23 protein-coding genes and 5 tRNA genes are annotated in these 25,003 nt (G+C 62.5%); 6 read left to right on the forward strand and 22 right to left on the reverse strand.

The features are described from left to right. Positions 1–20: 20 nt before the first annotated feature. The 13 genes from rpoB to FHW69_RS10210 all read right to left on the reverse strand — a co-directional run bounded on the left by rpoB (position 21) and on the right by FHW69_RS10210 (position 10,393). Positions 21–4,190 (reverse strand): DNA-directed RNA polymerase subunit beta, encoded by a 4,170-nt coding sequence (gene rpoB, locus FHW69_RS10150; RefSeq protein WP_183422945.1) that lies wholly within the window; start codon positions 4,188–4,190, stop codon positions 21–23. 213 nt (positions 4,191–4,403) lie between these two features. After that, positions 4,404–4,772: a 50S ribosomal protein L7/L12 gene (rplL, locus tag FHW69_RS10155; RefSeq protein ID WP_183422946.1), complete on the reverse strand. Its 369-nt coding sequence runs from the start codon at positions 4,770–4,772 to the stop codon at positions 4,404–4,406. A gap of 44 nt (positions 4,773–4,816) precedes the next feature. Continuing rightward, on the reverse strand, positions 4,817–5,350 hold the full coding sequence (gene rplJ, locus FHW69_RS10160; protein ID WP_183422947.1) for a 50S ribosomal protein L10: 534 nt from the start codon (positions 5,348–5,350) through the stop codon (positions 4,817–4,819). A gap of 341 nt (positions 5,351–5,691) precedes the next feature. Then, positions 5,692–6,393 (reverse strand): 50S ribosomal protein L1, encoded by a 702-nt coding sequence (gene rplA / locus FHW69_RS10165; protein ID WP_183422948.1) that lies wholly within the window; start codon positions 6,391–6,393, stop codon positions 5,692–5,694. A gap of 3 nt (positions 6,394–6,396) precedes the next feature. Then, positions 6,397–6,825, reverse strand: coding sequence for a 50S ribosomal protein L11 (gene rplK / locus FHW69_RS10170; RefSeq protein ID WP_183422949.1), 429 nt, complete (start codon positions 6,823–6,825; stop codon positions 6,397–6,399). Positions 6,826–7,010: 185 nt separating this feature from the next. After that, positions 7,011–7,571 (reverse strand): transcription termination/antitermination protein NusG, encoded by a 561-nt coding sequence (gene nusG, locus FHW69_RS10175; protein ID WP_183422950.1) that lies wholly within the window; start codon positions 7,569–7,571, stop codon positions 7,011–7,013. 8 nt (positions 7,572–7,579) lie between these two features. Continuing rightward, entirely contained in the window at positions 7,580–7,975 is a 396-nt protein-coding gene (gene secE, locus FHW69_RS10180) for a preprotein translocase subunit SecE (RefSeq protein ID WP_183423239.1), read from the reverse strand. 84 nt (positions 7,976–8,059) lie between these two features. Next, a tRNA-Trp gene (locus FHW69_RS10185) sits at positions 8,060–8,135 on the reverse strand. Positions 8,136–8,201: 66 nt separating this feature from the next. Next, a complete protein-coding gene (gene tuf / locus FHW69_RS10190) occupies positions 8,202–9,392 on the reverse strand; it encodes an elongation factor Tu (RefSeq protein WP_183422951.1) in 1,191 nt (396 codons plus the stop codon). Positions 9,393–9,457: 65 nt separating this feature from the next. Then, positions 9,458–9,533, reverse strand: a tRNA-Thr gene (locus tag FHW69_RS10195). Between the two features lie 26 nt (positions 9,534–9,559). Continuing rightward, positions 9,560–9,633 (reverse strand) — tRNA-Gly (locus FHW69_RS10200). 17 nt (positions 9,634–9,650) lie between these two features. After that, a tRNA-Tyr gene (locus tag FHW69_RS10205) sits at positions 9,651–9,736 on the reverse strand. 162 nt (positions 9,737–9,898) lie between these two features. After that, entirely contained in the window at positions 9,899–10,393 is a 495-nt protein-coding gene (locus tag FHW69_RS10210) for an acyl-CoA thioesterase (RefSeq protein ID WP_183422952.1), read from the reverse strand. Positions 10,394–10,498: 105 nt separating this feature from the next. Here FHW69_RS10210 and FHW69_RS10215 point away from each other — a divergent pair, with 105 nt between their 5' ends. The 3 genes from FHW69_RS10215 to FHW69_RS10225 are packed head-to-tail and all read left to right on the forward strand — an operon-like array spanning position 10,499 to position 13,219. Beyond that, entirely contained in the window at positions 10,499–12,415 is a 1,917-nt protein-coding gene (locus FHW69_RS10215) for a SpoIIE family protein phosphatase (protein ID WP_183422953.1), read from the forward strand. Next, entirely contained in the window at positions 12,396–12,824 is a 429-nt protein-coding gene (locus FHW69_RS10220) for an ATP-binding protein (RefSeq protein ID WP_183422954.1), read from the forward strand. The genes FHW69_RS10215 and FHW69_RS10220 overlap by 20 nt, the downstream gene beginning before the upstream one ends. Next, on the forward strand, positions 12,821–13,219 hold the full coding sequence (locus FHW69_RS10225) for an STAS domain-containing protein (RefSeq protein ID WP_183422955.1): 399 nt from the start codon (positions 12,821–12,823) through the stop codon (positions 13,217–13,219). Before FHW69_RS10220 ends, FHW69_RS10225 begins: the two co-directional genes overlap by 4 nt. A gap of 50 nt (positions 13,220–13,269) precedes the next feature. On the opposite strand, the gene ychF is transcribed toward FHW69_RS10225, so the two are convergent. From ychF to FHW69_RS10265, 8 genes are all read right to left on the reverse strand, one after another. Further along, positions 13,270–14,361 carry a redox-regulated ATPase YchF gene (ychF, locus tag FHW69_RS10230; RefSeq protein WP_183422956.1) on the reverse strand — a complete coding sequence of 364 codons (1,092 nt, stop codon included), beginning with the start codon at positions 14,359–14,361 and terminating at the stop codon, positions 13,270–13,272. Between the two features lie 102 nt (positions 14,362–14,463). After that, positions 14,464–15,042: an aminoacyl-tRNA hydrolase gene (pth, locus tag FHW69_RS10235; protein ID WP_183422957.1), complete on the reverse strand. Its 579-nt coding sequence runs from the start codon at positions 15,040–15,042 to the stop codon at positions 14,464–14,466. Between the two features lie 58 nt (positions 15,043–15,100). Continuing rightward, the gene (locus FHW69_RS10240) at positions 15,101–15,742 is read right to left on the reverse strand and encodes a 50S ribosomal protein L25/general stress protein Ctc (protein WP_183422958.1); all 642 of its coding nucleotides are present in this window, start codon (positions 15,740–15,742) and stop codon (positions 15,101–15,103) included. Between the two features lie 73 nt (positions 15,743–15,815). Next, complete coding sequence (locus FHW69_RS10245) at positions 15,816–16,754, reverse strand: ribose-phosphate diphosphokinase (RefSeq protein ID WP_183423240.1); 939 nt, start codon at positions 16,752–16,754, stop codon at positions 15,816–15,818. 71 nt (positions 16,755–16,825) lie between these two features. Then, positions 16,826–16,902, reverse strand: a tRNA-Gln gene (locus FHW69_RS10250). Positions 16,903–16,967: 65 nt separating this feature from the next. Continuing rightward, positions 16,968–18,359 carry a 4-(cytidine 5'-diphospho)-2-C-methyl-D-erythritol kinase gene (ispE, locus tag FHW69_RS10255; RefSeq protein ID WP_183422959.1) on the reverse strand — a complete coding sequence of 464 codons (1,392 nt, stop codon included), beginning with the start codon at positions 18,357–18,359 and terminating at the stop codon, positions 16,968–16,970. A 45-nt stretch (positions 18,360–18,404) separates the two neighbouring features. Next, on the reverse strand, positions 18,405–19,010 hold the full coding sequence (gene lolB, locus FHW69_RS10260) for a lipoprotein insertase outer membrane protein LolB (RefSeq protein ID WP_183422960.1): 606 nt from the start codon (positions 19,008–19,010) through the stop codon (positions 18,405–18,407). Next, the gene (locus FHW69_RS10265) at positions 19,007–20,704 is read right to left on the reverse strand and encodes a tetratricopeptide repeat protein (RefSeq protein WP_343204007.1); all 1,698 of its coding nucleotides are present in this window, start codon (positions 20,702–20,704) and stop codon (positions 19,007–19,009) included. The genes lolB and FHW69_RS10265 overlap by 4 nt, the downstream gene beginning before the upstream one ends. Positions 20,705–20,875: 171 nt before the next feature. Here FHW69_RS10265 and hemA point away from each other — a divergent pair, with 171 nt between their 5' ends. From hemA to ppk2, 3 genes are all read left to right on the forward strand, one after another. Then, positions 20,876–22,147, forward strand: a complete 1,272-nt coding sequence (gene hemA / locus FHW69_RS10270) for a glutamyl-tRNA reductase (RefSeq protein WP_183422962.1) — start codon at positions 20,876–20,878, stop codon at positions 22,145–22,147. 79 nt (positions 22,148–22,226) lie between these two features. Beyond that, positions 22,227–23,309: a peptide chain release factor 1 gene (prfA, locus tag FHW69_RS10275; RefSeq protein ID WP_183422963.1), complete on the forward strand. Its 1,083-nt coding sequence runs from the start codon at positions 22,227–22,229 to the stop codon at positions 23,307–23,309. 66 nt (positions 23,310–23,375) lie between these two features. After that, entirely contained in the window at positions 23,376–24,152 is a 777-nt protein-coding gene (ppk2, locus tag FHW69_RS10280) for a polyphosphate kinase 2 (RefSeq protein WP_183422964.1), read from the forward strand. Here ppk2 and FHW69_RS10285 read toward each other — a convergent pair. Then, positions 24,146–24,997 carry a cytochrome c oxidase assembly protein gene (locus tag FHW69_RS10285; protein WP_183422965.1) on the reverse strand — a complete coding sequence of 284 codons (852 nt, stop codon included), beginning with the start codon at positions 24,995–24,997 and terminating at the stop codon, positions 24,146–24,148. The genes ppk2 and FHW69_RS10285 overlap by 7 nt on opposite strands. Positions 24,998–25,003 lie beyond the last annotated feature (6 nt).

Consider the following 25,003-nt stretch of genomic DNA (forward strand, 5'->3'; position numbering starts at 1 on the left):
ATCTCCGGTAGCCGCGACGATCACTTGATCTCTTCCAGCTCGATGTCGATAGCGAGCGAACGGATTTCCTTCACGAGCACGTTGAAGGATTCCGGCATGCCCGCCGCCATCTCATGGTTGCCGTCGACAATGTTCTTGTACATCTGGTTGCGGCCCTGAACGTCATCGGACTTGACGGTCAGCATTTCCTGCAGCGTGTACGCCGCGCCGTATGCCTCGAGCGCCCAGACTTCCATTTCGCCGAAGCGCTGGCCACCGAACTGCGCCTTACCACCCAGCGGCTGCTGCGTGACGAGCGAGTACGGGCCGGTCGAACGGGCGTGCATCTTGTCGTCGACCAGGTGGTTCAGCTTCAGCATGTGCATGTAGCCAACGGTGACCGGACGATCAAACGCTTCACCGGTACGACCGTCGAACAGGATCGTCTGACCCGATTCCGGCAGGTCTGCCAGCTTCAGCATGTGCTTGATCTCGGACTCTTCCGCACCGTCGAACACGGGCGTTGCCATCGGCACGCCGTCACGCAGGTTGTTGGAGAGCTCCACGATTTCGCGATCGGTCATCGACTTCAGGTCCACGTGACGCACCGCGCCTTCGGCACCGGCATTACCGTGGTTGTAGACCTCGTCGAGGAACTCGCGCAGCTGCGCAGGCTTCTCATTGGCTTCGATCATGCGCTGGATCTTGTGGCCCAGGCCCTTGGCGGCCCAACCCAGATGCACTTCCAGAATCTGACCGATGTTCATACGCGAAGGCACGCCCAGCGGGTTCAGCACGATGTCCACCGGACGACCGTCCGCGGAGAACGGCATGTCCTCGACCGGAACGATCATGGACACCACACCCTTGTTACCGTGGCGACCGGCCATCTTGTCACCGGGCTGGATGCGGCGTTTGACGGCAAGGTAAACCTTGACCATCTTGAGCACGCCCGGAGCGAGGTCGTCGCCCTGGGTGATCTTGCCCTGCTTTTCCTTGAAGCGCTTCTCGAAGGCTTCCTTGTGGCGACGGACCTGATCGGCCGCGCGCTCGAGGAACTCGGCAACGTCTTCTTCCTTGACGTTGACCTTGAACCAGTCGTCCTTCTTCAGCGTGTCCAGATACGCATCGTCGATGACTGCACCGCGCTTCAGGCCACCCGGACCACTCATGGCCGTCTTGCCGTTCAGCTGGCTGCGCATACGCGCATAGATAGCGCCTTCGAGGATGCGGAACTGGTCGTCAAGATCCTTGCGGATACGCTTCAGTTCGGTTTCTTCGATCTGCTTGGCACGCTTGTCTTTCTCGATACCGTCGCGGGTGAAGACCTGCACGTCGATGACATTGCCGTCCATGCCCGGGGGCACTCGCAGCGAGCTGTCCTTAACGTCGGAAGCCTTCTCACCGAAGATGGCGCGCAGGAGCTTTTCTTCCGGCGTCAGCTGGCTCTCGCCCTTGGGCGTGACCTTGCCGACCAGGATGTCGCCTGCCTTCACTTCGGCACCGATGTACACGATGCCCGATTCGTCCAGACGCGCGAGCGCCTGCTCGCCGACGTTCGGAATATCCGCGGTGATTTCTTCGGCACCCAGCTTCGTGTCACGGGCGATGCAGGTCATTTCCTCGATGTGGATCGAGGTGTAACGATCTTCCTGCACGACGCGCTCGGAGATGAGGATCGAGTCTTCGAAGTTGTAGCCGTTCCACGGCATGAACGCGACCAGCATGTTCTGACCGAGCGCGAGCTCGCCCAGATCGGTCGACGAACCGTCGGCCAGCGTGTCACCCACCGCCACGATGTCACCCACATTCACCAGCGGACGCTGATTGAGGTTGGTGTTCTGGTTGGAACGGGTGTACTTGGTCAGCGTGTAGATATCGACGCCGGCGTCGTTATCACCCACTTCTTCCTCGTTCACGCGCACGACGATACGTGCGGCATCGACCTGGTCGATAACGCCGCCGCGCTTCGCGGACACAGTGACGCCCGAGTCACGGGCCACTGCACGCTCAATGCCGGTGCCGACAAGCGGCTTCTGGCTGCGCAGGGTCGGAACGGCCTGGCGCTGCATGTTCGCACCCATGAGTGCGCGGTTCGCGTCATCGTGCTCCAGGAACGGAACAAGCGCCGCTGCGACCGACACCGTCTGCATGGGCGAAACGTCCATGTAGTTGATCTCGGCGGACGGACGAAGTTCGGACTCACCGCGGAAGCGGCAGGACACGAAATCTTCGATGAACTTGCCTTCCTTCGTCAGGGGCGAGTTCGCCTGCGCGATGACGTGATCACCCTCTTCGATGGCGGACAGGTAATCGACCTTGTCGGTCACCTTGCCGTTCTCGACCTTGCGGTACGGCGTCTCAAGGAAGCCGTAAGCGTTGGTGCGGGCGTACACAGCCAGCGAGTTGATCAGGCCGATGTTCGGGCCTTCCGGCGTTTCAATGGTGCAGACGCGGCCGTAATGGGTCGGATGAACGTCGCGCACTTCGAAGCCTGCGCGCTCACGCGTCAGACCGCCCGGTCCAAGAGCCGAAACACGGCGCTTGTGGGTCACTTCGGAGAGCGGGTTGTTCTGATCCATGAACTGCGAAAGCTGCGACGAACCGAAGAACTCCTTCACCGCGGCCGCAACGGGCTTCGCGTTGATGAGTTCCTGCGGGGTCAGGCCTTCCGATTCAGCCAGCGACAGACGCTCGCGCACGGCACGTTCCACACGGACCAGGCCAATGCGGAAGGTGTTCTCAGCCATTTCACCGACCGAACGGACGCGACGGTTACCGAGGTGATCGATGTCATCGACCGTTCCGATACCGTTGCGGATGTCGATCAGCACGCGCAGCACGTCGAGGATGTCGGAGGTCTCGCCCTGCTCGGCGACCAGACGCTGCGACTCTTCTTCCTTGCGCTCGCTGAAGTACTTGTGGTCGTAGAGCACGCCCGGACCAATGACGTCCTTGCGGCCCACGCGGCGATTGAACTTCATGCGACCCACGGCCGACAGGTCGTAACGGTCAAACGTGAAGAACAGGTTGAAGAACAGGTTCTGCGCGGCATCCTTGGTCGGCGGCTCGCCCGGACGCATCATCCGGTAGATTTCGACCAGGGCTTCGAGCTGCGTGCGCGTGTTGTCGATGCGCAGCGTGTTCGAGATGTACGCACCACGATCCAGATCGTTGACGTACAGCGTCGGCACCGTCTCGATACCGCCCTTGCGGAACTTCTCGAGGTGCTCGGCCGTCAGTTCGTCGTTGGCCGCGGCGATGATTTCGCCCGTGTCCTTGTCGATCATGTCGATGGCCACGATGCGGCCTACCGGGTAATCGTCCGGCACTTCGAGCGTGGCAATCTTTTCGCTGGCCAGCTGACGCACATGGCGCGCCGTGATGCGCTTGCCGGCTTCCACCAGCACCTTGCCATCGACCACGAGGTCGAACGACAGGGTTTCACCACGCAGACGCTCGGCAACGAGATCCAGGGTAGTGCCGCCCTTGCGGCCGAGGTGGAAGGTGTTGTGCTCGAAGAAGATCCGCAGGATTTCTTCGTTTTGATAGCCGAGCGCGCGCAGCAGTACCGTCACCGGCAACTTGCGGCGACGGTCAATACGCGTGAACAGCGCATCCTTCGGGTCGAACTCGAAATCGAGCCACGAACCACGGTAAGGAATGACGCGCGCGGAGAACAGCAGCTTGCCCGAGCTGTGCGTCTTGCCACGGTCGTGGTCAAAGAACACGCCCGGCGAGCGGTGCAGCTGCGAGACGATGACGCGCTCGGTGCCGTTGATGATGAAGGTGCCGGTGTCGGTCATGAGCGGAATTTCGCCCATGTAGACTTCCTGCTCCTTCACGTACTTCACGGCCTTCTTCGACGCCGGGCTGTCCTTGTCGTAAATGACAAGGCGCACGGTCGTACGCAGCGGCGCGCCGAACGTCATGCCGCGGTTGCGGCATTCGCGTTCGTCAAAAGCAGGTTCGCCCAGGCGGTACTCAACGTACTCAAGGGCAGCGTTGCCGGAATAGCTGGAAATCGGGAACACAGACTTCAGGGCAGCATGCAGCCCCTTGTCTTCGCGCTGCTTGGGCGCGGTCTGTTCCTGGAGGAATTCCTTATACGAGTCGGTCTGGATCGTCAGCAGATTGGGCACGCCCAGTACGGGGGGCCGCTTGCCGAAATCCTTACGGATGCGCTTCTTCTCGGTAAACGAGTAGGTCATGGTGGGAGCCGCCTCGGTTCGCAGTGACGCCGGTGGTGCACACACCGGCTAATGGTGGTTCGGTAATCGGAGATCGGGAATCGGCGTGAATCCCGATGTCCCATTACCGACGGACAAAAACACAAACTTGGCTTTGGAACAGGCAAAGCCCGGGGGCTTACGCCCCCAGGCTTGCTTGACGCTAGATCGAATAAGCGACGCGCAAGGCGTCGATTACTTCAGTTCGACCTGGGCGCCTGCGTCTTCCAGATCCTTCTTGAACTTGGCAGCGTCTTCCTTGCTGGCAGCTTCCTTGACGGTGCCGCCGGCTTCGGTCAGATCCTTCGCTTCCTTCAGGCCGAGACCCGTGATGGCGCGGACAACCTTGATGACGTCGATCTTCTTGGCGCCAGCATTCTTCAGGATGACGTCGAACTCGGTCTGCTCTTCAGCAGCAGCAGCCGGGCCAGCAGCAGCAGCGGCAGCAACCGGAGCAGCGGCCGAAACGCCGAACTTCTCTTCGATAGCCTTCACCAGCTCCATCACTTCCATGAGCGACTTGGCGGCAACTGCTTCAACGATCTCGTTGGTCGAAAGGGACATTTGATTTACCTCTGGAAATTGATTCGGTTAGAAAGTCGGCGAACTTAGGCGGGCTCGGCTTCAGCCGGGGCTTCGGCGGCAACTTCGCCACCACCCTGCTGATCGGCCACGGCCTTGACGGCGCGTGCGAACATCGCAGCCGGTTCGGACAGCACACGGGCCAGCATAGCCAGCGCTTCTTCGCGGGTCGGCAACGAGGCGAGCACGTCGACGTGAGCAGCGGGAAGGAGCTTGCCTTCCACCGACACGACCTTCGGGATCAACTTATCGTTGGTCTTCGCGAATTCCTTGATCAGGCGCCCGGCTGCACCGGGTTCCTCGAGCGAGAACGCATACAGGAGGGGACCGACCAGCGCATCTTTGACGACGGCGAAATCGGAGCCTTCCACAGCGCGCGCTGCCAGGGTGTTCTTGACAACTTTCAAGAACACGCCGGATTCGCGAGCCTTCTTACGCATCGCGGTCATCTGAGAGACCGTGGTGCCAGCGTACTCGGCGGCGATCAAGGAGTGCGCCTTAGCTGCGACTTCTGTCAGCTCGGCGACTACTTCTTTCTTCTGAGACAGATTTAGAGCCATTGCACTCCTCCAAATGAACTCCGCTTACGGCTCCTGCCGCTTGCGGTCCTGAGCGACGCCGTCCATGACGTCGGGGACACGGGGTGCCCCGGGTGGTGGCCTTTCCAGAAAACAAACACTTCCAGAAGGGGCAGCACCATCTGCGCAGGCCGGATTTACAAGAAACCCGATTAAGCGAACCCGTTGGCGATGACGGCGTTTCCTTGCCTACACGAGCTCCCTGCTCGTCGTCGTCGCGCGCTGTTCGCGCCTGCGGTCTTTGACGGCGGCTACGGTCGTCTGACCGTTGCTGCCTTCAAAAACGTGCCCACGCTGGTTTGCACCAGCGTGGGGCTTAATACTTACTTGGTGTTGACAGTCGAGTTATCGACAACAACGCCCACGCCCATCGTGCTCGACAGCGAGATCTTCTGCAGGTACTGGCCCTTGGCAGCAGCCGGCTTGGCCTTCAGCAGATCGGCAATCAGGGCATTCAGGTTGTCGGCCAGCTGGGCAGCCTCGAAGCTGGCCTTGCCGATCGTGGCGTGAATGATGCCGCCCTTGTCGTTACGGAACTTGACCTGACCTGCCTTGGCGTTCTTGACTGCCGTGGCAACGTCGGCCGTGACCGAGCCGTCCTTCGGGTTCGGCATCAGGCCACGGGGGCCGAGCACCTGACCGAGCTTACCGACAACGCGCATCGCGTCCGGCGTAGCAATGACGCGGCCGTAGTTCAGATCGCCAGCGGCCATCTTCTCGGCGAGGTCGTCCATACCAACGGCGTCGGCACCAGCGGCGAGCGCTGCATCAGCCTTTTCGCCAGCCGGCACGAACACGGCAACGCGGATGGTCTTGCCGGTGCCGTGGGGCAGCAGCGAGGAACCACGGACGCCCTGGTCGGACTTCTTCGCGTCGATGCCGAGGCGGATGGCAACATCCACCGACTCAGCGAACTTCGCCTTGGCGTTGTCCTTGACGATCTTCAGAGCTTCGTCAAGACCGTAGATCTTGCCGTGCTGCACAGCAGCCGTAGCTGCCTTCATACGCTTCGTGAGCTTTGCCATGTCTTAACCCTCCACTACCAGACCCATGCTGCGCGCGCTGCCGGCGATCGTACGCACGGCGGCATCCAGATCAGCAGCCGTGAGATCCGGCTCCTTCTGCTTCGCAACATCTTCCAGCTGGGCACGGGTGACCTTGCCCACCTTATCGGTGTTCGGCTTCGACGAACCCTTCGCAACGCCCGTGATCTTCTTAAGAAGAATCGTGGCCGGCGGGGTCTTCGTGATGAAGGTGAAAGTACGGTCGGAGTACGCCGTGATGATCACGGGAATCGGGAGACCCGGCTCCAGCTTCTGCGTGGCGGCATTGAACGCCTTGCAGAATTCCATGATGTTCAGGCCGCGCTGACCGAGGGCAGGACCCACCGGCGGCGACGGGTTGGCCTGACCGGCCTTGACCTGCAACTTGATGTAACCAATGACTTTCTTTGCCATTCGACTTTCCTCGCGAGTTCAGGCGCCTCTCGGCTCCTCGCTGTTAAGACTTCCCTGAATTTTTCGGATTCGCAGCCTGCGAACCCCTTAAACACGGACACGCCGGGCCCAAAGGCGCCAGCGTGAACCGAGCATTATAGGCATCCGGCCGGGGTTAAGCAAACCCTGTGCCGGAGGGGAGGCCGTCAGGCCTTCTCCACCTGGCCGAAGTCGAGTTCGACCGGAGTCGAGCGACCAAAGATGAGCACCGCAACGCGCAGACGGCTCTTCTCGTAGTTCACTTCCTCAACCACACCATTGAAATCGTTGAACGGGCCATCCGTGACGCGGACCATTTCGCCCGGCTCGAAAAGCACCTTCGGACGCGGCTTTTCCACACCCTCGCGAACGCGACTCAGGATATTCTCAGCCTCGGTATCACGGATCGGCAGCGGACGATCCGCCGTACCACCAATGAAGCCCATGACCTTAGGCGTTTCCTTGACCAGATGCCAGGATTCGTCGTCGATTCGCGGGGTCTTGCCCTCGGTGTTCGTCTCGATCTGAACCAGGACGTAGCCCGGAAAGAACTTGCGCTCACTGCGACGCTTCTGGCCGCCGCGCATTTCGATGACTTCCTCGGTCGGAACCAGGATTTCACCAAAGCGATCTTCCATGCCCTCACGCTTGACGCGATCGTCAAGGGCACGCTTTACCTGATGCTCAAAACCCGAATAGGCGTGAACGACGTACCAGCGCTTGCTCATGCCTTACCTCAATGTCCGATCTTAAGCAGCCAATCGAGCACGATCGTCTTCAGCAGGAAGTCGATCAGCCCCATCAGCAGCGAGAGAATGATGACGACCACGATAATGATACCGGTGGTCTTCAGCGTTTCGTCGCGCGACGGCCAGACGACCTTGCGCAGTTCAAACTGGGATTCAGCGAAGAAGCCGCGCAGCTTGCGGCCGGGCTGGGTAAATGCACCAATCGCGAAAGCAGCGGCAATGGCCGCGATGACGCCAATAACACGCACCGCCTGGGGCACGTTGGGGTCGTTGCTGAAGTAGTAGAAGCCGACGATGCCGACAACAAGCACGATAGCCGCAAGCGCAAGCTTGCCGATGTCGGCCGGACCCATACCCTTGGCTTGTTCTGCCTTAGTGTTCATACGCACTGGGCGGGATTCGGCGGGACGCCGTGGGCCACGAGGCCTCACTTCCGTCCGTCGTCACCCACCCTTGGTCCTCTGGAATGGCACGCCAGGAGGGACTCGAACCCCCAACCTGCGGTTTTGGAGACCGCTGCTCTGCCAATTGAGCTACTGGCGTACTGATAAAACGGTAAACGCGGTAGCGGGCAGGCTTGGCGCCTGTCCGCCCCGCGATCGGTATTTTTTACTTGAGAATCTTTGAGACCACGCCGGCGCCGACGGTACGGCCACCTTCGCGAATGGCGAAACGCAGACCTTCGTCCATGGCGATCGGGAAGCCCAGGGTGACCGAGAACTTCACGTTGTCGCCCGGCATCACCATCTCGACACCGTCCGGCAGCTTGATCGAACCGGTCACGTCCGTGGTACGGAAGTAGAACTGCGGGCGATAGTTGCTGAAGAACGGCGTGTGACGGCCACCCTCGTCCTTCGACAGGATGTAAACCTCACCCTCGAACTCGGTGTGCGGGGTCACGCTGCCCGGCTTGGCAACGACCTGACCACGCTCCACGTCTTCACGCTTCAGACCGCGGACCAGCACGCCGACGTTGTCGCCAGCCTGACCCTGATCCAGCAGCTTGCGGAACATTTCGACGCCCGTAATGGTCGTCTTCTGCGTAGCCTTCAGGCCAACAACTTCAGCTTCGTCGCCAACCTTGATGACGCCACGCTCAACGCGACCGGTCAGAACCGTGCCGCGACCCGAGATCGAGAACACGTCTTCGACGGGCAGCAGGAACGGCTTGTCGACTTCACGCATCGGCTCCGGGATCCAGCTGTCGAGCGCGTCGACCAGCTTGATGATAGACGGGACGCCGACGTCGGACTGGTCGCCCTCAAGGGCCTTACGAGCCGAACCCGAAATGATCGGCGTGTCGTCGCCCGGGAAGTCGTACTTCGACAGCAGTTCGCGAACTTCCATCTCGACGAGCTCAAGGAGCTCGGCGTCGTCGACCAGGTCGGCCTTGTTCAGGTACACGACGATATACGGCACGCCGACCTGGCGCGAGAGCAGGATGTGCTCACGCGTCTGCGGCATCGGGCCGTCAGCAGCCGAGCAAACCAGGATCGCGCCGTCCATCTGCGCCGCACCCGTGATCATGTTCTTCACATAGTCAGCATGGCCCGGGCAATCGACGTGGCCGTAATGACGCTTCGGCGATTCATATTCCACGTGCGCGGTCGAGATCGTGATACCACGAGCCTTCTCTTCCGGAGCAGCGTCGATCGCGCCGTAATCCTTGAATTCACCACCGAAGCGCTCTGCACCGACCTTGGTCAGCGCGGCGGTCAGGGTAGTCTTGCCATGGTCGACGTGACCAATGGTGCCGACATTGACGTGCGGCTTGGTGCGTTCGAAAGTCTTCTTTGCCATGCGCGCTAACCCCGGTGGAGTCAAACAAGGAGAGGATTACAACGAGAATCGGAATCTTTTAGAGATGGTGCTCATGACTGGAATCGAACCAGCGACCTCTTCCTTACCAAGGAAGTGCTCTACCGACTGAGCTACATGAGCAACGAACACAACGCGCGAGATATCAATGGAGCGGGAGACGGGAATCGAACCCGCACAATCAGCTTGGAAGGCTGAAGTTCTACCATTGAACTACTCCCGCACTGCGCGGAACTCGTCTGGTGGAGGAAGGTGGATTCGAACCACCGAAGGCGTAAGCCAGCAGATTTACAGTCTGCCCCCGTTGGCCGCTTGGGTATTCCTCCAACATAGAACGCCTATTGTCGCGAGCGCCTCACAAACTGTCAACAGCTCTGCACATGTTCTGAACGTGCTGATGACGAGGCCAAACCACGACAACTGCCTGACGGACGGGTGGACCGTCGGGCGGCCGCGAAGTGTAGCGGCGCTTTAACGAATTGGGAAGCTCAAGCTGACGGTTTTTGCCGAATGGCCGTCACCAGGGGCTCGGTGGCCCGGGTCATTTCCAGCAGCTTCAATGCATATTCCTGAAGGCGCCGATCGGAATCGTCTACCGGCAGCCACGGCGGAACCGGCGTGGGCTTGCCCCCGTCCGGACGATCCAGCGCCACGAACACCATGACGCAGCTGGTCGCCAGGCGCTCATCCCCGCTGCGCAGATCGCGTGCCAGGACGTCCACCGCAAGGTGCATGCTGGAGGTGCCGGTGTGGATCAGGCGGGCGCGCACCGTTACCAGGTCGCCAATGAGGATGGGCGCCAGGAACTGGATGCCGCTGACCGAGGCCGTGACGCAGTACGCCCCGCTCCAGCCCACGGCACAGGCGTAACCGGCCTGATCCAGCCACTTCATGGCCATGCCGCCGTGGACCTTGCCACCAAAATTCACATCCGTTGGCTGGGCGAGGAAGCGGAAATTCACCTCGCGTTGCGTACCCGGCATGTTTCGATCCTTAAGTATCGACAAACCCCCATTATGCCTCGCGTCGCTGCTTGCCGAGCGACCACAGCTCGCTTAGATTCGGCCAAAGGCCGCAGGGAACCTCTCATGGTGTTGCGCAGTGTGGCGTCTCGACTGGCGATGGGCGTCGTGCTCGGGTCAGCGATTGTCCTGCTGACCACTGGCGGACTGCTGCTGATCCACACCCGCGAGCAGGTACTGGACCAGACCCAGCAGGAATACCTCGCCCTGGCCTCCTCCGCCGCCCAGCGCATCCAGAACCGCATCGACGGCGTCGGCGGCGTAGCACGCGTCCTGGCTGGCGCACTGGAGTCACGCCGGGCAGAGGCTCCTGCACTCATTCGCGACGTCCTTGCCACCAACGCCGACATCGTGAATATCACGGCCGCCTTCGTACCTCGCGACAGCGGCGCGCTCGTTCCCGCCGACGCGCCCGTGGCCCGACGGGACCGCGAGGGCCACATCGAGCTCACCAGCCGCGTCGGGGAGCCGGAAATCTACTGGTCCGCCCCGTGGTTCATCCGTGGCCTCAATTGCGACCGCGGGTGCTGGCAGCCCCCATTCCGCCCGACCGACCGCGACGAGCGCCTGATGGGCTATTCGGTCGCCATCCCCGGCACCACGGTCCCCGTCCAGGGCGTGGTTGACGTCACTGTCAGCATGGCCTGGCTGCAGACGGTGCTCACCGAGTTGGAAAAGACCCCGCACGCCTACGCATTTGTTCTGGACGGCCACGGCAACTTCCTGGCCCACGAATGGATGACCTATATCAACACCCAGGCCAGCCCGGCACTGCTCAAGGCCATGGCCGGCAGCCGTGGGCGGCCCGTCCGGATCACACCGGAAGACGGGGCGCGCATCAGCGAGCCGGTATGGGTGTATTTCGTGCCCGTGAAGGGCACGGACTGGACCTTTGGCCTCACCGTGCCAGAACAGCAGATCTACGCTGGCGTGCGCCGCAATTTCATGGTCGACGTCGGACTTGGCATGGTCACGCTGCTTGGCGTGTTTCTCATCGCCATCGTGGCCGCGCGGCGCCTGATGGCACCGCTTGGCGTACTGGCCGACCGCGCCGAACACGTGGCGCGCGGTGAACTGGATTTTGCGCTGCCCACGTTGCGCGGCGACGATGAAGTGGCACGACTCAACCGCGCGTTCGACGACATGCGCCGGCAATTGGCCGTCCATATCGACGGCGCCAAACGCATCGCGCGCGATCAGGCACGCATGGCCAGCGAACTTGAAATTGCCCGGCAAATCCAGCTTGCGCTGCTGCCGGATGCTCATTACGTGGCCGATAACGGCCAGCTCGAACTGTACGCCACACTGCGTCCGGCAAGCGCTGTCGGCGGCGATCTCTACGCCTATTTCGCGCTCGGCGCCCAGCACCTTTGCGTCATGGTGGGTGACGTTTCGGACAAAGGCATTCCCGCTGCCCTCTTCATGGCGCGCACGATCACCCTGGCCCGCACGATGGCCACCCATGCACGCTCCCCGAAAGACATCCTCGCCGTCCTCAACCGCGAACTGTGCAAGGGCAACGACACCTGCATGTTCGTCACCCTGCTTTGCGGCGTGATCGAAACCGGCACAGGCATGCTGACGCTGGCCAGCGCCGGCCACGAGCAGCCGGTGCTGCATGCCGGCGGCACGGCGATACTGGTGGACGTGGAAACCGGGCCTGCGCTCGGGCTGGACCCGGAAGCGAGTTATCCTGTGCGCGTACTCACCCTGCTGGAGGGAGATACGCTCCTCATGTACACGGATGGCGTAAGCGAGGCACACAACGATACTCAGCGCCTCTATGGCGCTCAGGCGCTGCTGGACAGCGTGGCACGGGTCGAGGGAGGGGCAACCCCTGAGGCCTATGTGGAACGCATCCTGAGTGACGTGGACAGCTACGTGGACGGTCAGGCGCCCTACGACGATATTGCGCTTCTGGCCCTCACCTGGCGGGAAGCACGCAGCGAAGGGGTCCGCATCCATGCGGTTGCACATTCGTAATCGTTTGCACGAAGTTTTCGACGCGCTGGACCGCGCCGACGACGCTCTGGACGTCGACTCGCTGGACCCGTCATTCCGCGCCGACATCCGGCTGGTACTTGAGGAACTGATGGTCAATACCGTTCGCCATGGCTATCCGGACGGCCGCGAAGGCTCCATCGTGATCCACCTCGACATCTCTCCGCCGCGCGTCAAGGTGGAACTGCGCGATGACGCCATGCCGTTCGATCCCTTAAGCACCGAGGCACCCGACCTCCCCGGCGACCTCGCCTGGCGCGAGACGGTAGGTGGGTTGGGCGTGCACCTCGCCCGCAGCATCGCCAGCGACATTCAGTACGCACGCGACGGTGACAGAAACCACGTCACCCTCCTCTTCGACCAATCCCAATCTGAAGAATCCCCCGCATGAGCCTGAACCTTCGCAGCGAAAGCCCCACACCCCAGCGAAGCATGGTCTGGATGGACGGCCGGCTGGACGCGGAAACCTATGCCCAGTTCGACGAAGCCATGCGCGATGTCACGCCCATGGTGGACAACGGCGGCACGCTGGTACTGGATCTTTCCGGCCTTGAATACATCAGCAGCGCCGGCCTGCGCAGCCTCGCCCAACTGCGCAAGGCGATGCACGACCGCGCGGGCCGCACACTGCTTCTCAATCCCACGCCACAAGTGCGCAAGGTGTTTGAAATCGTGAAGGCCGTGCCCATCGCGGAAGTGTTCGCAGATGTGGCAGAACTGGATCAGTATCTGGACCTGATGCAGAAGCAGGTCACGGCACAGCAGGCGGAACTGCCCAAGCCCTGACGCGACCGGGTTGTCAGACAAAAAAATGGCCCGTTTCCGGGCCATTTTTTTTATACGTTGAAGCGGAAGTGGAGAACGTCGCCTTCTTTCACGATGTACTCTTTGCCTTCCAGCCGGAGGCGCCCCGCTTCCTTGGCGCCGGCCTCACCCTTGAACTTGATGAAGTCGTCATAGCCGATCGTTTCCGCGCGAATGAAGCCGCGCTCGAAGTCGGTGTGGATGACGCCAGCCGCCTGCGGCGCGGTGGAGCCTGCGCGCAGCTGCCATGCGCGCACTTCCTGCACGCCAGCGGTGAAGTAGGTCTGCATGCCCAGCAGGCGATAGCCCGCGCGGATCACGCGATTGAGGCCCGGCTCTTCAATGCCCAGCGAGGCAAGGAATTCGTCGCGGTCGGCATCTTCAAGCTGCGAAAGCTCTTCTTCGATGGACGCACACACCGGCACCACTTCCGCGCCTTCGGTCTGCGCGCGCGAACGCACGGCATCGAGATGCGGATTGTTTTCAAAACCGTCTTCGGCCACGTTGGCGATGTACATCACCGGCTTGAGCGTGATGAGGAACAGGTCGCGAACAAGCGCCTTTTCTTCCGCATCCAGGCCCAGCGAACGCGCGGAACGGCCCTGGTCGAGGCCCGCCTGCAGCTTTTCGAGCACGGGCTTGCGGGCCATCGCTTCCTTGTCGTTGGCTTTGGCCGCGCGGGTGGCACGATCCAGCGCCTTTGCCACCGACTCAAGATCCGCCAGCGCCAGTTCGGTATCAATGGTGTCGATATCAGCGAGGGGATCGACCTTGTTGGCCACGTGGATGACATTGCCATCCTCGAAGCAACGCACCACGTGGGCGATGGCATCCACTTCGCGAATGTGCGCGAGGAACTTGTTGCCCAGGCCCTCACCCTTCGATGCGCCAGCCACCAGACCCGCAATATCCACGAACTCCATCGTGGTGGGAATGATGCGCTGCGGCTTCACGATGTCCGACAGCGCATTCAGGCGCGGATCGGGCACGGGCACGATGCCGGTATTCGGCTCGATGGTGCAGAAGGGAAAATTCGCCGCGGCGATACCGGCCTTGGTGAGCGCGTTGAACAGGGTGGACTTGCCGACGTTAGGCAGGCCGACGATGCCGCATTTGATGCCCATGAGGTGCTTCCGGTGATTTGACGGGTAAAGGGGCACGATGGCCCCGATGTATCGACCGTCGCACGCAACAAGCAGCGCCCGCCGATACAGGTTGTGAGGAAATCAGGCTTTAGTGTGCAAGCGTTTCATCGCTTCGTCGAAGCGCCCATCCACCGCAAGCGGCAGCACATCAAAGGCGCGGCCAATGCCGTGCATGATGGCGTCCTCATCGGTGGCCGACGGGCGACCAAGCACCCAGGAAGTGACTTTGTCCTTGTGTCCCGGATGGCCGATACCGACACGCAGCCGGTGAAATTTGCCGTGCCCCAGGTGCGCCATGATATCGCGCAGGCCATTCTGGCCGCCGTGGCCGCCATCGAACTTCAGGCGGATGGTGCCCGGATCGAGATCAAGCTCGTCGTGGGCCACCAGGCATTCTTCGGGTTCGATCTTGTAGTACCGCAGCGCCGAGGCGACAGCGATGCCACTTTTATTCATGAAGGTGGACGGCTTCAACAGCCAGACCATTTCGCCATTCAGACGCAGCTTGCAGGTTTCCCCGTGCAGCTTGCCGTCGAAGCCAAAACGCTCCCCCTGATCCATTGCCAGGGCGTCAACAAACCAGAACCCGGCGTTATGCCGGGTTCTGATGTATTCGGCCCCGGGGTTGCCGAGGCCGACGATGAGACGAAGTCCCGCCATGCGTGACGAAGATCGTTGGTGGCCCGCCGTGCCGTGAGGCGAAGCGGGCCACCGCGGATTACTTCTTGTCCGCCGGCTTGTCTTCGGCAGGAGCAGCGTCGGCCGGAGCCGCGTCCACTTCTTCCTGCACCGAAGCCACGGTGACAACCGCGACGTCGTGTTCCTTGCCCAGCGCCAGTTCGGGAACCGTCACGCCCTTGGGCAGCTTCACTTCCGACAGGTGAACGATGTCGCCAGCCTTCAGCTTGGCCAGGTCCAGCTCCAGGAATTCCGGGAGGTCCTTCGGCAGGCACGACACGACGATTTCCGTCAGGTTGTGCGAGATAACCAGACCAGCGGTCTTGGCGGCCGGCGACTTTTCCTGGTTCAGGAAGTGAACCGGAACAGCAACCTTGACGGCTGCGTTTTCGTCAACGCGCAGGAAATCCATGTGCAGCATCTGCTGCTTGAACGGATGCTTCTGGAATGCCTTGATGAGAACCTTCTCAACCTTGCCTTCCAGGTGCAGGTCCAGGACCGACGAACCAAAAGCTTCGTTGTCGTAGCCGCGCAGGATGGAGTTGTGCAGGATCTGGATGCTTACGGGAGCCTTGCCGGCGCCGTAAACGACCGCAGGAACGTAAGCCGCACGACGCAGGCGGCGGCTCGCACCTTTCCCCTCGTCATTGCGGAGTTCCGCTTCAATTTTGATGTTAGCCATGGTGTTGCCTCACTGAAAAAGACCACCTCACGGTGATCGGTCGACTCCCCCGCGACCAGGGAAGTCGTTGAAATCAATCAATATATAGCGAACTGACCGACTCGCCGAATGCAATGCGCCGAATGGTCTCGGCAAGCAGTTCGGCAACGGACAACTGGCGGATTTTCGCACAACCCAGGGCATCAGCGCGCAGGGGGAGCGTATTGGTCACGATCAGCTGGTCGAGTCGGGAGTTCTCGATATTGGAAATCGCGGCGCCCGAAAGCACCGGATGGACACAGTATGCCACGACCTTGCGGGCGCCCTTGTCTTTCAGGGCAGCGGCGGCGGCGCACAGGGTGCCGGCCGTGTCCACGATGTCGTCCACGAGGATGCAGGTTTTGCCTTCCACGTCACCGATGATGTTCATGACCGTGGCCACATTCGCCTTCGGGCGGCGCTTGTCGATGATGGCCAGATCGGCGTCATCCAGGCGCTTGGCCAGTGCGCGGGCGCGCACCACGCCACCCACGTCCGGGCTGACCACGATCAGGTCATCCATGCTGTGATGGCGCCAGATGTCGGCCAGCAGCACGGGCGAGGCGTACACGTTGTCCACCGGGATATCGAAGAAGCCCTGAATCTGGTCGGCGTGCAGGTCAACCGTCAGCACGCGGTCCACACCGGCCGTGGCGATCATCTTCGCGGCCAGCTTGGCCGTGATGGGCACACGGGCCGAACGCGGGCGACGATCCTGGCGCGCATAGCCGAAGTACGGCATCACGGCCGTGACGCTGCCGGCCGACGCACGCTTGAGCGCATCCACCAGCACCAGCAGGTCGAACAGGTTTTCCGCGCTGGGCGCACCCGTCGGCTGAATGACGAAAACTTCCTGTTTACGTACGTTTTCTTCGATCTCAATCTGAGCTTCGCCGTCGCTGAAGCGACCGATCAGCGCCTTGCCAAGCGGAACGCCAAGGCGCTGGGCGACATCTTCGGCAAGCACGCGATGAGCATTGCCGGTGAAGAGCATCGGGGTGGACGTATCCACAGGTAACCTCTTGGAATCAGTTGAAGGGGGTGTGTAAGCCACCTCGTGTGAAGTGGCTGGGGCGGCAGGATTCGAACCTGCGTATGCGGGAATCAAAATCCCGTGCCTTAACCAGCTTGGCGACGCCCCAACATGGCACTCGGCGAAACCTTTTTCGCCGTTACTCACCGCCAACCGCGGCTGACTTCCTCTTCGTTAACCTTTGGCCATCCGGTGCGCGACGATGCGTTGCCGCGCAGAATGCAGCGGCGACGGATCCACGCCTGCCGCCACATGGGCGACAAAGGGTTCCGGACAGCGCAAGGCGACGGCAAGCGCCGCCTCGTATGTTCGTGTTTCCAGAAAAACACAGCCGCCGCTGCCTGAAAGGCGCGCGCGACCATGTCGACCCAGCCAGTCCAGAGCCGCTGCCACCCGGGGGTGACGCGCGCGGACAACCGGCTCGAAGGCATTTTCAGCCGAATCGCCGGAAACAAAGGACGAAATTGTCGCTGGCGGCGCATTTCGTGTCAATTCGGGAGATTGGAAAAGAGCAGCCGTCGGCACGTGTTCGCGAGGGTCCAGCACCACGTACCAACGCTTCGGGAGCTTGATCGGCGACAATTTTTCGCCCACCCCTTCCGCCCATGCCGAGCGGCCACGGACGAAAACAGGCACGTCCGCACCCAGCGAAAGACCCAGACCGGCCAGATCATTCTCACTGAGATTCGTTTCCCACAACGCATTCAGGGCCACCAGCACCGTGGCCGCGTCAGAACTGCCCCCGCCCAGACCGCCGCCCATGGGAATGCGCTTGCGTACTTCGATATCGGCGCCCAGGGGCGTGCCCGTGTGCCTGGCAAGCAATCGGGCCGCGCGCACGGTCAGGTCGTCATCTTCCGAAACGCCGGGCACTGGAATCGGACGCGAAATGACGCCATCCGCCCGCACCCGGATGCGGACTTCATCACCCCAGTCCAGCAGCCGGAAAACGGTTTGCAACTCGTGATAACCATCCGGACGCCGGCCGGTGATCCGCAGGAACAGATTGAGCTTGGCCGGCGCGGGCCAGACCGTGCCATCGCCGGGCGCCAGAGGCGCCAGCGCACGACTCATGAACACACGCAGGTGATCGGGAAAGCCGTTTTCCCGGTCGCGCTCCAGCGCGAAGGCAAACTCAGGCAGGCTTTTGTCCATTTCGACAAAACCGTGCTTCGCATAGAACGGCGCATTCCAGGGCACGTCAGCCAGCGTGCCCAGATCCACACGACGATAACCCGCCTCGCGCGCCCACTCGCAGGCATGCTCAAGCAATGCCGCACCAATGCCGCGGCGACCATGTGATGGCAGCACGTCGATCTCGGCGATGCCCAGCGTGTCGCCGCCGTTTTCCACGTCCAGGCACACAAAGCCGACAACCGCGTCGCCATCCACCGCCACCCACACGAAACCGCGCGTGATGAGATGACGAACAACGTCCACCGGCAGGGTCACCGCCGAGTACGACGCCCACGCTGCGTGTCCGCGAAACAGCTGCACCGCTTCGCGCTCGATGGCACAAAGCAGCTCAGCCTGGGACGGATCGGCGCGTTCGATTCGGATAGACATGTCGGGGCCGGGCAAAGACGCCGATTATAGGGCGCCGATCCAATGTCAGTCAGACGTCCAGTTGTCGATCGACAGGCGCACCTTGTACGGCGGATGTTCGGCAAACACCTTTGTGGGAAGCGCAGGCTCGAGCGTGGCATTCCACGCGCGGTACTCCACCTGCCAGCCATCCTGCTCGATGCGCGACGGCAAGCCGTCAGCGCCGAATGCGATGTCGGCCGGACCACTGTCGGCGCGCAGGCCGCGCACCCAGGCTTGCAGATCGCGCATGGGAAGTTTCCAGCCCAGCGCACGCTCCATCAGCGACTCGGCGTCGGCGCCCCGCTGGGGACCGCCATCAAGCCCTTCCAGCGTCGCACCGGCGGGACCGCCGCTCAGGCGGAAACTCTTGCCGGTGACAGGACCACGCACGGTGAAGTCGTAATCGTCACCCGACTGACGCCAGGTGAGCGTGCCGCTGCCGCCATCCTGCCCGTTCGATACAGAGAGCTTGCCCTGCACCGTCCAGTGGTCCTTGCCCGAAAGCGCGCGTTCGCGGCTCTCCTGCGCCCCCAGCGTGGCGGCGTCGCCCTGCTGGCGGATGAGCGGTTTGGTGGTACAGGCGGTCATGAGCGCAAGCGGCAACAGCAGAAAACAAAGCCGCATCCTCATGGTTTCAGCCTCTGCTCGGTACTGCGAAGAGACGCGTTGTCCGGATCAAGCTTGCGGACCTCGTCCAGCACGCGCTTTGCTTCGCCGTGCTCGCCCCGCTTCCAGAGCACTTCGGCCAGGTGAACGCCGACGTCGGCGTCTTTGCGGGCGCCCCAGGCGCCACGAAGCGTCTGCTCCGCGCCGTCGAGCTGGCCCTTGCGGTATTGCAGCCAGCCCCAGGAATCGGCGATGGCCGGGTCGTTGGGACGTGCCTTTCGGGCCGCCTGAATAAGCGACGCGGCCTCGTCCAGATCACGATCACTGTCGGCCAACGTGTAGCCCAGCGCATTGCTGGCCTCGATATCGCCGGGCTTGAGTTCCAGTACGCGGCGGAAATCGGCTACCGCCAGATCAATCTTGTTCGCCTGCGAATAAGCCAGGCCGCGACCGTAAAGCATCTCCGGGTCGTCAGCCTTCACCCGCAGCGCGCGGGAATAGGATTCGGCTGCCTGATCGTAGTCACCGTCGCGCATGTACAGTTCGGCATCCAGACCGAACGCCTTGAGCAGGAACTCCGGCTGGTCGGCGTAGGCGGTTTGCAGGTCGGCCACCAGCGAGTGGGCATCGTCTTTCTTGCCCTGCCCGTCGAGGATCACCGCGCTGCGAACGGACGCGTCAAACGCATGCGGGCTTTCGTCTGCCACATCGCCGTACCAGTCCAGCGCTTCGGCGGGCTTGTCGAGCATTTCGGCGAGCTGGCCCATCGTGAACGCGTTGTCCGCCTGCTGATCGTCCGGCAGGCGCTGAATCTGCGCGTAAAGCCGCTGCATGCCTGCCTTGTCGTTGGCGCGGGCTGCCAGCGTCGTACGCAGCGTGTAGGTGTCAGCGTCCTGTGCGCCCGTGGAAAGGAAACGGGCCGCACCGGCCTCGTCCCCGCCCTGTGCCAGCAGCGTGGCGTAAGCCAGCCGCAGGTGGGCGTTCTTCGGGTCTTTGGCAATCGCCTTCTGGAACAGCGCCTTCGCGCCAGCCGGATCTTTGGCCCGATAACGCTGTTGAGCAGCCCAGGCGTAGGTCTCGGCGCTATGGAAACGCGCCATGGCTGCCTGCCCCGTACGGGTGGCGTAGTCATGTCGGCCCAGGCCCTCGCCCAGCTCCGCCATGGCCAGCCAGGCGCCGGCATCGTTCGGCAAGCGATCCGGGGTCGCCACCTGTTCGAGCAACTGGCCAGCCTGAGCGGCGTCCCGGGCAGACAGGATGATCCGGCCAAAATCGCGCCAGGCGTCCGTGTCGCCGCTGGAGACAAGGATTTCGAGCTGGCGCTTCGCTTCGGCGGTGTCGCCGCGATCCAGAGCCAGTCGGGCACGCGTACCGGCCAGCTGCCCCGGGGTTGCCCCCAGGGCCTGCCAGCGCGTCAGCGCGGCCTGCGTGGCGGCGCCATCACGAATGGCCAGGGCCAACTCCACAGCTCGCTGAGCGACCTTCGGGTCATCGGTCAGGCCGGCGGCCCGGCCATAGGCGGCCGAGGCACCCGGCAGGTCATTGCGGGCCAGGGCGAAATCCCCTTCCAGCAATTGCGCCGTAAGATCACGCTCAGGTGGCAGAATGGCTACCTGCAGATGATCCAGCGGCTGGGCGCTGGCCGGGGTGCGGGAAACCGGACGCTCCGGCGCCGTGGCGCAGCCCGCCAGGGCGGCCAAAGCGATGAGCCCCGCCACAAAATGCCGCACTTGCTTGAACTTGGACCGGCCGCTCCGCACAATTGTTCTCCGTAACCTGTTTATTGCCCATCTGTTCGTTGGGTGGCATCCCGTTCAAGACGGGTACCGCGCTCACAGCTTAGCCTACGTCACACCGACCCCAAGCATCCGCCGACAACCGCGCACGTCATGCCACTCATCGCCCTCGGGCTCAATCACCTCACCGCGCCGGTCAGCCTGCGCGAACAGGTGGCATTCGACGCCACGGCAGCTCCGGAGGCGCTGGGCGACCTCGCCCGGCAACCGGGTGTGGAAGAGGCGATGATCCTCTCCACCTGCAACCGTACCGAGTTGTATGTCAGCGTGGCGGAAGGCGCCGAAGCGGTTCCTCAGGCATGGCTTTCACGTCAACACCGATTGACCCCACAACGCCTGGACGAGTTCCTTTACAGGCACGATGAAGGCGACGCCGTTCGTCACATGTTCCGTGTGGCCACCGGGCTGGATTCGATGGTGCTGGGCGAGCCGCAAATTCTTGGTCAGGTGAAAGACGCCTACCAGCAGGCACGCAGCGCACAGGTGCTTCGCGCCCCCATGGAACGCCTGCTTCAGCACACCTTTGCCGTGGCCAAGCGCGTACGCACCGACACGCGCATCGGAGCGCACACCGTCTCGGTGGCCTACACCGCCGTACGCCTCGCCGAGCAAGTGTTCACCGACCTCAAGCAGGCGTGCGTCCTGCTCATCGGCGCAGGCGAGACCATCGAGCTTGCCGCACGCCATCTGGCAGACAAAGGCGTTCGCCGCCTGATCGTCGCCAACCGCACACTCGAAAACGCCCAGGAACTGGCCTCCCGCTACAGTGGCTACGCCATCGCACTGGCTGATCTCCCTCAGCACCTGGCCGAGGCCGACATCGTCATCACGTCCACGGCGTCTCGCTCCCCTGTGGTCACCCGTGACATGGTGTCTCGCGCCATCACGGCGCGTCGTCGCCGCCCGATGTTCATGGTCGACATCGCCGTGCCCCGCGACATCGAGCCTGACGTGGCGAAGCTGGACGACGTGTTCCTGTACGGAATCGACGATCTGAAGCAGGTAATCGACGAAAACCGCCGCTCGCGGGAAACCGCCGCCCGCGAAGCCGAAGCCATCATCGACCTCCAGGTGGACCGCTACATGTCCTGGCGCCGCGCGCTCACCCTGCGCAACCCCGCCGTGGATATGCGCCAGGCGGCCGAAGCGCATCGCGACGAAGTGCTGAGCAAGGCGCAGGCCATGCTGGCTCGTGGCCGCAGCCCTGATGAAGCCTTGGCATTCCTGGCCAACACGCTCACCAACAAGCTGCTGCACGTGCCCAGCGCACGCCTTCGCGACGCCGCCCTGTCGGGCGATCTGGACCTGCTGCATGCGGCAGGCCGGCTCTACGGACTGGACGCGGAAGACGACGTTTCCGCATGATGGCGGGTCCGCGCACGTACGCACCCGGTCGATAAGACCCGCGCACGCGCCCCACACGCCTCCCCCGATTGCGAGACGCATGACGCCCTCGATCCGCCGCAAACTCGAAGCCCTCGCCGAACGACACGAGGAAATCGGCCTGCTGCTTGGCCAGCCCGATGTGCTGGCCGACAACAACCGTTTCCGCGAGCTGTCGCGCGAATACGCGCAACTGGAGCCCGTGGCCCTGTCGTTGCGCGAACACGACCAGGCCGAGCGCGAACTGACCGATTCGCGTGCCATGCTCGACGACCCCGAAATGCGCGACATGGCCGCCGACGACATCAGCCGGATCGAGGCTCGCCTCACCGAACTGGATGCAGAGCTTCAGGTACTGCTGCTGCCGAAAGATCCGCGCGACGAAGGCAACGTGTTCCTTGAAGTGCGTGCCGGTACCGGTGGGGATGAAGCCGCCCTGTTCGCGGGCGATCTTTTCCGCATGTACGCCCGTTACGCGGAGCGTCAGCGCTGGCACGTGGAAATCCTGAGCGCCAGCGAAGGCGAGCACGGCGGCTACAAGGAAGTGGTCGCCCGCATCGAAGGCCGCGGCGCCTATTCGCGCCTGAAATTCGAGTCGGGCACCCATCGCGTGCAGCGCGTGCCGGACACCGAGTCGCAGGGCCGAATCCATACGTCCGCCGCCACCGTCGCGATTCTTCCGGAGGTGGAGGAAATCGACGACATCGAACTGCGCGACGCGGACCTGAAGGTAGACACTTTCCGCGCCTCGGGTGCTGGCGGTCAGCACGTCAACAAGACCGACTCGGCCATCCGCATCACGCACCTGCCCACGGGCACGGTGGTGGAATGCCAGGACGAGCGCAGCCAGCACAAGAATCGTGCCCGCGCCATGAGCCTCCTGAAAGCCCGCCTGCTGGACGTGGAGCGCAGCAAGCAAAGCGCGGCCCAGGCAGAGTCGCGCCGCCTCCAGGTGGGCAGCGGTGACCGCAGCCAGCGCATCCGCACCTATAACTTCCCGCAGGGTCGCATTACGGACCACCGCATCAATCTCACCATCTACCAGCTGGCCGAGACCATGCAGGGCGATCTGGCCGAACTGATCGACACCCTCACCCGCGAATATCAGGCCGACGAGCTGAAGTCGCTCACCGCATCGTCCTGACGTCCTCACTCCCCACCCACGCGGGGAAGTGCTAAACAGTGCGCATCCCGCCGGAGGAATACGCACGTGGCCCATTCGCGCAAGAAAGAATACGAAAAGACGCTCGAAGCCCTGCAGATCGAGCTGGTCGGTCTCACGCGATGGCTGCGATCTACCGGAAAGCGCCTGATCGTGCTGTTCGAGGGCCGTGATGCCGCTGGCAAGGGCGGCACCATCAAGGCCATCACCGACAAGCTGGACACTCGCGCCGCCCGCGTCGTGGCCCTGGGCAAGCCCAGCAGCGAGCAGGAAACCCAATGGTATTTCCAGCGCTACGTGGAGCATTTTCCTGCGGCCGGCGAGTTCGTGCTGTTCGACCGCAGCTGGTACAACCGTGCCGTGGTCGAGCCGGCCATGGGCTTTTGTACCGACAAACAGGCAGAGGCTTTCCTTGAGGCCTGCCCCACTTTCGAAAAGCTGATTACCGACGACGGCATCATCCTCATCAAGTACTGGCTGACGGTCGATCAGCAAGAGCAGGAAAAGCGCTTTGCCGAACGCGCCGATGACCCGCTCAAGCGCTGGAAGCTGTCACCCGTCGACATGCGGATGCGCGAGAAATACGGCAAAGTCGGCAAGCTTCGCAATACGATGATCGAGCGTACACATCGCGAGAACGCTCCGTGGTTTGTGGCCGATTTCAACGACCAGAAAGTTGGCCGGCTGAACCTGATCCGCCATCTTCTGGATCAGATCCCCGACCGCCACTGCGATGACAAGGCCGTGAAGTTGCCGAAGCTGAAAGAAAAGCCGAAGACCGAACACGTGACGGACGCGGCCGCCCGAGTCCCCAACGTTTACTGACTGGAAGGGCGGTAAACGCGCGGACGTGGCACGCGCCTGGGCAATCGTCCGTTACGCGACAGGCGCACCCATTGCTGCAGCGCGAGCAGTCCGCCGATGGATTCGATGGTGGCGGCAGGCACCCACATGATCAGACCGCCGATCATCTGCCCCGTCAGCACATTCATGGTGAATGCGCGCCCGCAAATCTCGAAGATCGGATACAGATCGGTTTTCGAGAAGGTGACGAAGGCGCCCGCCACGATCTGCGGCACCATCGTGATCGCCGGCGAAAGAACGCGCATGCCCGGCGCCATCCGTCCCGGCGGACGCGGGCGGTGGTCAAGGATGATCGCCCAGTACGCCAGACCACTCACGATCATCGACCAGTTCATGGCGCGATAAATCCGCCAGTCGAGCATCGCCAGTGTCTGTACGGACGGAATCAGCCACACTAGGATCAGCGCGACAAACACGCCCGTGACGAGACCCGGATGCATCACCACATGAAGCAGCCCGCGCCACGCCCGCGAACGGGCAAGCGGACGCAGCCAGCGCGCGCGCAGACGCATTCCAAGACCTGCGCGCAGCACGGTCGCCGGATAGGCGGCAGCGATCAGTAACGGCGCCAGATGATGCAGCAGCACCTGCTGGATGCGGTGCATGAAAAACTCATGCTCCGCGAAGTAATCGAAGTAGCTGTGCAACGAGGCATAGATGATGACCATGCCCACCCAGAACGTGGCCTGCCGGGCAACCGGCACGCGCAGGCGGCGCGTACCGCGCACGTAAAGGACGCAGGTCAGCACGAAGGTCAGCAGGAACACCCATGAGAATTCCCAGGGCACGATCCATTTCAGGAACACTTCAAC

The organism is Luteibacter sp. Sphag1AF, from assembly GCF_014192715.1.
In the GTDB taxonomy this organism is placed as follows: domain Bacteria; phylum Pseudomonadota; class Gammaproteobacteria; order Xanthomonadales; family Rhodanobacteraceae; genus Luteibacter.

Coding starts and splice junctions, on each gene's coding strand:
- FHW69_RS10245 (WP_183423240.1), bottom strand. CDS start 16,754: ATGCTCTTCACCGGCAATGCTCATCGCGTGCTTGCCGAAGATGTCGCC.
- rpoB (WP_183422945.1), bottom strand. CDS start 4,190: ATGACCTACTCGTTTACCGAGAAGAAGCGCATCCGTAAGGATTTCGGC.
- nusG (WP_183422950.1), bottom strand. CDS start 7,571: ATGAGCAAGCGCTGGTACGTCGTTCACGCCTATTCGGGTTTTGAGCAT.
- rplJ (WP_183422947.1), bottom strand. CDS start 5,350: ATGGCTCTAAATCTGTCTCAGAAGAAAGAAGTAGTCGCCGAGCTGACA.
- FHW69_RS10210 (WP_183422952.1), bottom strand. CDS start 10,393: ATGCCGGGTACGCAACGCGAGGTGAATTTCCGCTTCCTCGCCCAGCCA.
- ispE (WP_183422959.1), bottom strand. CDS start 18,359: ATGTCTATCCGAATCGAACGCGCCGATCCGTCCCAGGCTGAGCTGCTT.
- prfA (WP_183422963.1), top strand. CDS start 22,227: ATGACGCCCTCGATCCGCCGCAAACTCGAAGCCCTCGCCGAACGACAC.
- tuf (WP_183422951.1), bottom strand. CDS start 9,392: ATGGCAAAGAAGACTTTCGAACGCACCAAGCCGCACGTCAATGTCGGC.
- pth (WP_183422957.1), bottom strand. CDS start 15,042: ATGGCGGGACTTCGTCTCATCGTCGGCCTCGGCAACCCCGGGGCCGAA.
- lolB (WP_183422960.1), bottom strand. CDS start 19,010: ATGAGGATGCGGCTTTGTTTTCTGCTGTTGCCGCTTGCGCTCATGACC.
- rplL (WP_183422946.1), bottom strand. CDS start 4,772: ATGTCCCTTTCGACCAACGAGATCGTTGAAGCAGTTGCCGCCAAGTCG.
- FHW69_RS10240 (WP_183422958.1), bottom strand. CDS start 15,742: ATGGCTAACATCAAAATTGAAGCGGAACTCCGCAATGACGAGGGGAAA.
- hemA (WP_183422962.1), top strand. CDS start 20,876: ATGCCACTCATCGCCCTCGGGCTCAATCACCTCACCGCGCCGGTCAGC.
- rplK (WP_183422949.1), bottom strand. CDS start 6,825: ATGGCAAAGAAAGTCATTGGTTACATCAAGTTGCAGGTCAAGGCCGGT.
- FHW69_RS10215 (WP_183422953.1), top strand. CDS start 10,499: ATGGTGTTGCGCAGTGTGGCGTCTCGACTGGCGATGGGCGTCGTGCTC.
- secE (WP_183423239.1), bottom strand. CDS start 7,975: ATGAACACTAAGGCAGAACAAGCCAAGGGTATGGGTCCGGCCGACATC.
- rplA (WP_183422948.1), bottom strand. CDS start 6,393: ATGGCAAAGCTCACGAAGCGTATGAAGGCAGCTACGGCTGCTGTGCAG.
- FHW69_RS10220 (WP_183422954.1), top strand. CDS start 12,396: ATGCGGTTGCACATTCGTAATCGTTTGCACGAAGTTTTCGACGCGCTG.
- FHW69_RS10225 (WP_183422955.1), top strand. CDS start 12,821: ATGAGCCTGAACCTTCGCAGCGAAAGCCCCACACCCCAGCGAAGCATG.
- ychF (WP_183422956.1), bottom strand. CDS start 14,361: ATGGGCATCAAATGCGGCATCGTCGGCCTGCCTAACGTCGGCAAGTCC.